This window comes from Aquisalimonas sp. (genome assembly GCF_007120195.1).
Lineage (GTDB): Bacteria > Pseudomonadota > Gammaproteobacteria > Nitrococcales > Aquisalimonadaceae > Aquisalimonas.
On the sequence record NZ_SKOG01000213.1, the window covers coordinates 1 to 8269 of the forward strand.

Genomic DNA, 8269 nt, shown 5'->3' on the forward strand with positions numbered 1-8269 from the left:
ACATCCTGAAGATTAGAAAGTAAATATTCACACTCTTTCACGCCACTATTCCGCAGCCCCAAAAGCGACACCTCCCTAGTCTAGGCCTCAGCAGTCAATCAGCCGACTCTGCTTGGCTGCCAGATTTCGCGGCGCTCACCGCAACACAGCGCTTCGCAACTCGCCGACTCATTAACGACTGATGAGGGACCGAAAATGAACACAGCACCTGTCTCCTGGTCTCGCAGGCTTATTCCCGGTTCTACTTTGGCACTGGCCTTGGTGGTCGGATCGAGCATAAACGTCGCCGAAGCGCACACGCGCCTCGACGGCATCAATTTAACCCCAATCAACGGCGCGACAACCCCAATCAACGGCCCGACGAGTGACCGATTCACACAAGTGACGCCCGTTGCGCGTCGTGACGAGGGCGGGAAACAAAGCGAGGCCACAGGAAATATTCTCGATCACTTTGCCCAAGTGGCCGAAATTGTCCCTGAATTTGGTGGATTGTATTTCGACACCGACGGCAACATCCGCGTCAAGGTCGTCAACCCTGACAGCATGGATGCGCGCCACATGCAGGACGTGCTGATGCGCGTATTCGGCCCAGAAATTCTCAGCAGGTCCCGGCAGGCGCGGAAGCCAGGCAAGGAGGCTGCGGTGCTGCTGGAGAAGTCCGACTACCCGGTTTTACAGCTACTGGATTGGTTCAAGGCGGCGGATCGAGTCCTGGATGTCGACGGCGTGTGGTTCACGGAGCTGGATGAGCAACGCAACCGGCTGATCGTCGGTGTGGAATCCCCCGAAATCGAGAAGGCGGTGGAGCTTGAACTGCGGGAGGCACGCGTGCCGCGGGAGGCAGTGATCGTCAAACTGACGGAGCCCACACGGCCCCTCAGCCACGAACTCCGCCACCGTATCAGGCCCGCCGTCGGCGGCATCGGCATCGGCTGCACGGTTGGCTTCAACGCAACGCGTGGAGGCGTATCCGGCTTCGTGACCAACTCTCACTGCACGAGCGTCATAGGCAGCGTGACTGGTACCCCGTTCCGCAATCGGGCCGGCGTTCCGTCGGATCTCATCGGTCGCGAGACGGTGGACCCGGGCTATTGGGACTGCAAGACATGGTCCCTGGGCAAGACGCGGGCCTGCCGTTGGAGCGACAGCGCCTTCGCGCAATACGAATCGGGCGTGAGTCGTCAGCTTGGACGGATCGCCAGAACCCACTTCTGGCGTGCGCCTGGCCAGGGGGCCGGTGACACCGTCGTTAACCACGCCAACCCGACCATGACGATTTCAGCCAACGCCAACCCGGACTACCCATTCAAGGGCGAGATGATCGACAAGATGGGCCGAACCACGGGCTGGACATACGGTTACGTCAATCGCACCTGCGCCAATGTAAACAAGGCGTCCACCTCGGACGGACGGCAAGTGCGGCTGCTGTGCCAGGATAGGGGCAACCTCACAGCCGCCCCCGGCGACAGCGGATCACCCGTTTTTCTATGGTATGGGAACCATGTGCAGCTCCTCGGCGTCGTCTGGGGAGGGGTTCCGGTGGGCACAGGGAAACCGCACAAGACGTGGTTCAGCGCGCTGTGGAACATTCGCCAGGACCTCGGCACCCTGACCACGAACTAGCCATTCACTTCCAAGACGACAAAGGTGCCGCGTAAAAGCCGGCGCCTTTTTATTGGCCTCCTCGACGGTTGGCAAAGCGGCAGTGACCGTCCTACACCCAGTGACTGGTACGCAGCACCAGGGCATAGAGACCAGACTGGTATAAACAAATGCCGACCGTCCAAGACCTCGCCAACCATCTCAAGGTGTCGCCGAAGGCGATTTCCAATCGTATTCGACGGGCATCGCTTCAAGGCCAGAACCCAAGGGAGGAATCCGGTGCGCGCCGGGATGTGCGCGGAGGGGTGCGCCGGCAACCAACGCCCCCACCGTAACCTTCCTATCGGGAATGCTTCTTTTCGTCCGAGCTCAAAAGGGGATGTCGTCATCGAAGTCGTCCACCGGTTCGGGGGATGACTTCGAAGCCGGCTGCCCGGAGCTGCGGGAGGCGCCCTCGGACGCACCCATGCCGCCGCCACCACCACCGCGGCCATCGAGCATCTGCATGTCGTTGGTCACAACCTCGGTCGTGTAACGGTCCTGGCCGTCCTGGCCCTGCCATTTGCGCGTCTGCAGGCGGCCCTCGATGTAGACCTTGGACCCCTTGCGCAAGTATTCACCGGCGATCTCGGCGAGCTTGCCGAAGAACACGACACGGTGCCATTCCGTGCGTTCCTGCTGCTCGCCCGTTTGCTTGTCCCGCCAGGCATCGGTGGTTGCCAGACGCACATTGGTCACCGCCGCCCCGCTCGGGCTGTAGCGGACTTCGGGATCGGCCCCCAGGTTGCCGATCAGGATTACCTTATTCACTCCACGGGCCATGCGGTCCTCCGTTGTTTATCCAGTGTGGCCCGAGCGCCGCGGCTCCATGCAACGCTCGAGGGGAAAATGTAGCGCGTTTGGCGCTTCGACGATAGTCGCGCCCGTCAGCCGAGTACAGCCCTGGCTTGGGGACGCTTTGGAGCAAAAAAGCCAGCGTATTTCGCTTACAGGACACTAGCCTTCCGACGCACGGGCATGGCGCACGTCGGGGACTTCCCCCATACCCCAAACAGTCACCAGCCAGCCGACGGTCGCCAGGCCACCCACAAAGAACACCCAACCGACGCCGCCCGCGCCGTACACCAGCCCGCCGACCACGCCACCCAGGAAAGCGCCTGCAAACTGTGAGGTCGCATAGACACCGAGCGCGGTGCCCTTGGATTCCGCCGGTGCATAGCGGGAGATCAGCGATGGCAGCGTGGCCTCGAGCACGTTAAAGGCTGCAAACCACAGCCAAAGCGCGGCCAGCAAAGCCAGGACACCCTGGCCGAACGCCGCCATGGCAAACTGCGCAATGGTGAGACATGCGACTGCTGAAAACAGCACCTGACGATGCCACTGTCGGCGCTCGCTCAACACAATGGCAGGCGCCAAGGCAACCACCGACAACAGCAGCACCGGCACGTAGACCTTCCAGTGCGCGCCCACGTCCAGTGCCAGGGTGTCCTGCAACATCAACGGCAGCACGACGAACGCGGCGGTCAGCGCAAAATGCAGAATAAAAATACCGACATCCAGGCGTAGCAGGTCCGCAGCACAAAGCACCGTGCCGAACTGGCTCCGGACCGGCTGCGCATCGGCGTGGATTTGTTCCTGCCCGGGAGCTGGAATGACCCCGTAAAGCACGCCGATGGCTGCCACGGCCAGCGCGGCGGAGACCCAAAAAATGCTCTCCAAGCCGCCGATTCCGGCCAGCGCCGGCCCCACCATCATGGCCAGCAGAAAGGACGCGCCCACGCTCATGCCGATAATGGCCATGGTGATGGTGCGATGCCGCGGCACGGTCAAGTCCGCCGCCAGCGCCAGCACGGCGGCAGCGATGGCGCCGCTGCCCTGCAAGGCACGCCCGATGATCACCCCGACGATATGGTCGGCGAGCGCGGCGACCACGCTGCCAACAGCGAAAATCAGCAGCCCCGCCAGAATGACCGGCCGGCGCCCCAGGCGATCGGAGGCAAAGCCCATAGGCATCTGTAGTAGGGCCTGGGTCAGCCCGTAGACACCAATGGCAAGGCCGATCAGGGCAGGCGTTGCGCCGTCCAGTTCCGCACCGTAGACGGCAAACACTGGCAGAATCAGGAACAGGCCGAACATGCGCAGCCCGAAGATGCTCGCCAGCCCGGCAGCGCTCCGCCGTTCCAGTGATGTCATGGCCGGTGCTCCGGGCGGCGGTTGCATACGCAAGGCAGCATAACGTTTCCATGAATTGGGCGCGCGCATGGTACCACCCTCGGCCGTTCTAATTTTGCCGATCTTCCGTTGGCCTTGGCTCCCGGGCGTCATCCCCGCTGTGGCTACGTGGTGGAGTCCTGCCGTGGCGCCGGCGCCGATCGAAGGGCGTAGGGTGCCATTAGCGACAGCGTAATGCACCGTCAAATAAACCGCGCCAAAGGCGCACAAGGGCAACACGAGTCGCGCGCCTGCGGCGCCCTGTCATTGACGGCGGATTACGCTACGCTAATCCGCCTACGGGTTCGGCGTGCAGCCACGCCATGGCACCGGCGCCATGATTGGAATTGCTGCAGCACCCGGCTGGGTTCGTGCGCCCGGCGCAGTCCAGGTAGACTGTATCGTTTGCAGTCCCTACCCGTGTCCTGCCACCCGCCGATCCAGGGGAGTCCATGGAACACATCCGCATCCGCGGCGCGCGAACCCACAACCTCCGTGACATCGACCTCGACCTGCCGCGCAACCAGCTCGTTGTGATCACCGGTGTTTCCGGGTCCGGGAAGTCCTCGCTCGCCTTCGACACCATCTACGCGGAGGGGCAGCGGCGGTACGTGGAGTCACTCTCGGCCTACGCGCGACAGTTTCTTTCCATCATGGAAAAGCCTGATGTGGACGAAATTCAAGGGCTATCGCCGGCCATCTCCATTGAGCAGAAATCGACGTCGCACAATCCCCGCTCCACCGTGGGGACGGTGACAGAAATTCACGATTACCTGCGGCTCCTGTTCGCCCGTGTGGGCACCCCCCAGTGCCCCGACCACCACGTGGTACTGAACGCGCGCACCGTCAGCGAGATGGTCGATCAGGTACTGACGCTGCCGCCAGGCAGCCGACTGCTGCTCCTCGCACCGGTGGTCGCCGAGCGCAAGGGGGAACACCAGCACGCGCTCCAGGACATGAAGGCCCAGGGTTTCGTGCGCGCGCGCATCGACGGCACCGTGGTCGATCTCGACAACCCCCCGGCCCTGGACAGCAAAAAGGCGCACACCATCGAGGCGGTCGTCGACCGCTTCAAGGTCCGGGACGATCTCGCCAGCCGCCTGGCCGACTCCTTCGAGACGGCCCTGGGGCTGGGCGAGGGCATCGCGCGCATCGCCTGGATGGAAGACCCCGCCGCCGACGACATCGTCTTCTCGGCGCGCTACGCCTGTCCGGAGTGCGGGTACGCCCTGGAAGAGCTGGAACCGCGGCTGTTCTCGTTTAACAACCCCCGCGGCGCCTGCCCCGGATGCGACGGCCTGGGCGTGCAGGAGTTCTTCGACCCGGAGCTGGTCGTCGGGAACCCCGAGCTCAGCCTGGCGGGCGGAGCCATTCGCGGCTGGGACCGCCGTAACGCCTACTACAGTCAGCTCATGGAGTCGCTGGCGGCGCATTACGACTTCTCCGCCGAGACGGCTTTTGCCGACCTGCCAGAGGAGATCCGCAACATCATTCTCTATGGCAGCGGCAGCGAAACCATCGCGTTCCGTTACATGACGCCCCAGGGCGGCACGCGCAAGCAAACCCATGCCTTCGAAGGCGTGATTTCCAATATGGCACGCCGCTACCGCGAGACAGACTCGGGAATCGTGCGCGAAGAGCTCGCGCGCTACCGCAGTACGCGGCAATGCGTGGAATGCGCTGGCGGACGCCTCAACCGCGCGGCCCGCAACGTACTCGTGGCGGGACACAGCCTGCCCGAACTCGCCGCGCTATCGGTGACCCAATGCCGGGCATTCTTCGAGTCCCTGACGATGGACGGCTCCCGCGGCGAGATCACCGCTCCCATCCGCCGCGAGATTGCCGAGCGGCTGTCCTTTCTCAACGACGTGGGGCTCAATTATCTGAGCCTGGACCGCAGCGCCGCTTCGCTCTCCGGCGGCGAGGCCCAGCGCATCCGCCTTGCCAGCCAAATCGGCGCCGGCCTGGTGGGGGTGATGTACGTACTCGACGAGCCCTCCATCGGCCTGCACCAACGCGACAACGCCCGCCTGCTGGCCACGCTGGGGCGGCTGCGGGATCTGGGTAATACGGTGATCGTGGTCGAGCACGACGAGGAGGCCATTCGCGGCGCCGATGACGTGGTGGATCTGGGCCCCGGCCCGGGCCGTCACGGGGGACGGATCGTCGCGCACGGGCCACCGCAACGCATCGCGGACACCCCGGATTCCCTCACCGGTCAGTACCTCTCCGGCAAACGCCGGATCGACATCCCCGCGACGCGCATGCAGCCGGATCCAGCGCGGCACATCACGGTCCGCAATGCGCGCGGCAACAACCTCCGGGGTCTGGACATCAGTATTCCCACGGGTCTGCTGACGTGCGTGACCGGCGTGTCCGGCTCCGGAAAGTCCACGCTGATCAACGAAACGCTCTATCCGTGGGCCGCACGGCAACTCAACGGCGCGTCGAATAAGCCAGCCGCCTGCGATGGCATCGACGGCCTGGACGGGCTGGACAAGGTGGTGGACATCGACCAAAGCCCCATCGGCCGCACCCCGCGCTCCAACCCGGCCACCTACACCGGGCTGTTCACACCCATTCGCGAGCTGTTCGCCGGCACCCCGGAAGCGCGGGCGCGGGGCTATCAACCCGGGCGCTTCAGCTTCAACGTCAAGGGCGGTCGCTGCGAGGCCTGCCAGGGCGAGGGTGTTACCCGGGTGGAGATGCACTTCCTGCCGGATCTGCACGTCACCTGCGATGTCTGCAAGGGCCAGCGGTACAATCGCGAGACCCTGGAGGTACGCTACCGCAGGCTGAGCATCCACGAAGCGCTGGAGCTGACCGTCGAGCAGGCCCTGGACATTTTCCACGCCATTCCGGTGATCCGCCGCAAGCTGGAGACACTGATGGACGTGGGGCTGTCGTACATCCGCCTGGGCCAGAGCGCCACCACCCTCTCCGGTGGCGAAGCCCAGCGCATCAAGCTCGCGCGGGAACTCTCCCGTCGCGAGGCCGGGCGCAGCCTCTACATCCTGGATGAGCCCACCACCGGGCTGCATTTCCACGACATCGCGCAGCTGCTGAGCGTACTCCAGCGGCTACGCGACCACGGCAACACCGTCATCGTCATCGAGCACAACCTCGATGTCATCAAGACCGCAGACTGGGTCATTGATCTGGGGCCGGAGGGTGGCGGCGAGGGAGGCCGGCTGATCGCCCAAGGAAGCCCGGAAGCGGTGAGCACGATTGCGGCGTCCCACACGGGGCGGTTTCTGCGGCAGGTGCTGCCCGCAGGCACTGACCGACGGGCCGCCGACGGGTAGCACATGCGGGTTGGGGCGGGCGGCGCTTGCCGCGCCCGCCGACCGAAGCCCAGGTGAACGCCTCTGGAACGCCTCCGGGATGGGTCTCGCCTGACGCCGCCGGTGTTACGACGGTGGCCTGCTCCGGGCAGGCAAGACCCGGGCCTTGCGCAGCAGCGCCTCAGGCCGGGAACAGGTGCTTGACCGCGTCCCGCTCCTCCACGAGCTCTTGCTCCGTGGCCCGCATGCGCTCACGGCTGAAGTCATCGACCTCAAGCCCCTGAACAATCTCATAGCGGCCGTTGGCACAGGTCACGGGGAAGGAATAGATAATGCCCTCGGTAATACCGTAGCTGCCGTCAGACGGGATGCCCATGCTGGTCCAGTCACCCTCGGCAGTGCCGAGTTCCCAGGTACGAACGTGATCAATCGCTGAACTTGCAGCCGAGGCAGCACTGGACGCGCCGCGCGCCTTGATGATGGCGGCTCCACGCTGCTGAACGGTGGGGATGAAATCATTCTCGTACCACTGGCGATCCACTTTATCCGCAGCGCGCTCGCCCTTGACCAACGTATGGCTGATATCGGGATACTGCGTCGAGGAGTGATTGCCCCAGATCGTCAGGCGGGTGATGTCCTGGGTGTGGACGCCCGTCTGATTGGCCAGTTGCGCCAGGGCGCGGTTGTGATCCAGGCGGGTCATGGCGGTGAACTGCCCCGGATTCAGGTCCGGCGCATTCTGCTGGGCGATGAGGGAATTGGTATTCGCAGGGTTGCCCACCACCAGCACCTTCACGCCACGGCTGGCGACGTCGTTCAGGGCCTTGCCCTGCACGGAGAAGATCGCCGCGTTGGCCTCCAGCAGGTCCTTGCGCTCCATTCCCGGACCGCGCGGGCGCGCACCCACGAGCAGTGCGTAGTCGATATCCTTGAACGCCTCTTCGGCTTTGTCACTCGTGGTCGTCCCGGCCACCAGCGGGAACGCGCAGTCCTCGATTTCCATGACCACGCCCTGCAGCGCTTCGAGTGCGGGCGTGATTTCGAGCAACTGCAGAATCACCGGTTGGTCCTTGCCCAGCATGTCGCCGGCGGCAATACGGAACAGCAGGCTGTAGCCAATCTGTCCAGCGGCGCCGGTGACAGCAACGCGAACGGGTGCTTTCATGGTGTTC

General features: G+C 64.2%; 5 protein-coding genes. 2 read left to right on the top strand and 3 right to left on the bottom strand.

Translation table 11 applies throughout. From position 1 onward, the window contains the following. Positions 1-195: 195 nt before the first annotated feature. A complete protein-coding gene (locus QZT63_RS15165; RefSeq protein WP_290652335.1) occupies positions 196-1623 on the top strand; it encodes a hypothetical protein in 1428 nt (475 codons plus the stop codon). Between the two features lie 348 nt (positions 1624-1971). Here the strand turns inward: QZT63_RS15165 and ssb are convergent, their stop codons facing one another. Both ssb and QZT63_RS15175 read right to left on the bottom strand, forming a co-directional pair. Then, a complete protein-coding gene (gene ssb, locus QZT63_RS15170) occupies positions 1972-2424 on the bottom strand; it encodes a single-stranded DNA-binding protein (protein WP_290652336.1) in 453 nt (150 codons plus the stop codon). 174 nt (positions 2425-2598) lie between these two features. Continuing rightward, on the bottom strand, positions 2599-3795 hold the full coding sequence (locus QZT63_RS15175; protein WP_290652337.1) for an MFS transporter: 1197 nt from the start codon (positions 3793-3795) through the stop codon (positions 2599-2601). A gap of 470 nt (positions 3796-4265) precedes the next feature. Here QZT63_RS15175 and uvrA point away from each other — a divergent pair, with 470 nt between their 5' ends. After that, positions 4266-7118: an excinuclease ABC subunit UvrA gene (gene uvrA / locus QZT63_RS15180; RefSeq protein WP_290652338.1), complete on the top strand. Its 2853-nt coding sequence runs from the start codon at positions 4266-4268 to the stop codon at positions 7116-7118. Positions 7119-7278: 160 nt separating this feature from the next. On the opposite strand, the gene QZT63_RS15185 is transcribed toward uvrA, so the two are convergent. Continuing rightward, a complete protein-coding gene (locus QZT63_RS15185) occupies positions 7279-8262 on the bottom strand; it encodes a malate dehydrogenase (RefSeq protein WP_290652339.1) in 984 nt (327 codons plus the stop codon). Positions 8263-8269: the final 7 nt, after the last annotated feature.

Bases quoted from the DNA above. Each gene is read 5' to 3' on its own strand.
- QZT63_RS15165 (WP_290652335.1), top strand. From the start codon at position 196: ATGAACACAGCACCTGTCTCCTGGTCTCGCAGGCTTATTCCCGGTTCT.
- ssb (WP_290652336.1), bottom strand. From the start codon at position 2,424: ATGGCCCGTGGAGTGAATAAGGTAATCCTGATCGGCAACCTGGGGGCC.
- QZT63_RS15175 (WP_290652337.1), bottom strand. From the start codon at position 3,795: ATGACATCACTGGAACGGCGGAGCGCTGCCGGGCTGGCGAGCATCTTC.
- uvrA (WP_290652338.1), top strand. From the start codon at position 4,266: ATGGAACACATCCGCATCCGCGGCGCGCGAACCCACAACCTCCGTGAC.
- QZT63_RS15185 (WP_290652339.1), bottom strand. From the start codon at position 8,262: ATGAAAGCACCCGTTCGCGTTGCTGTCACCGGCGCCGCTGGACAGATT.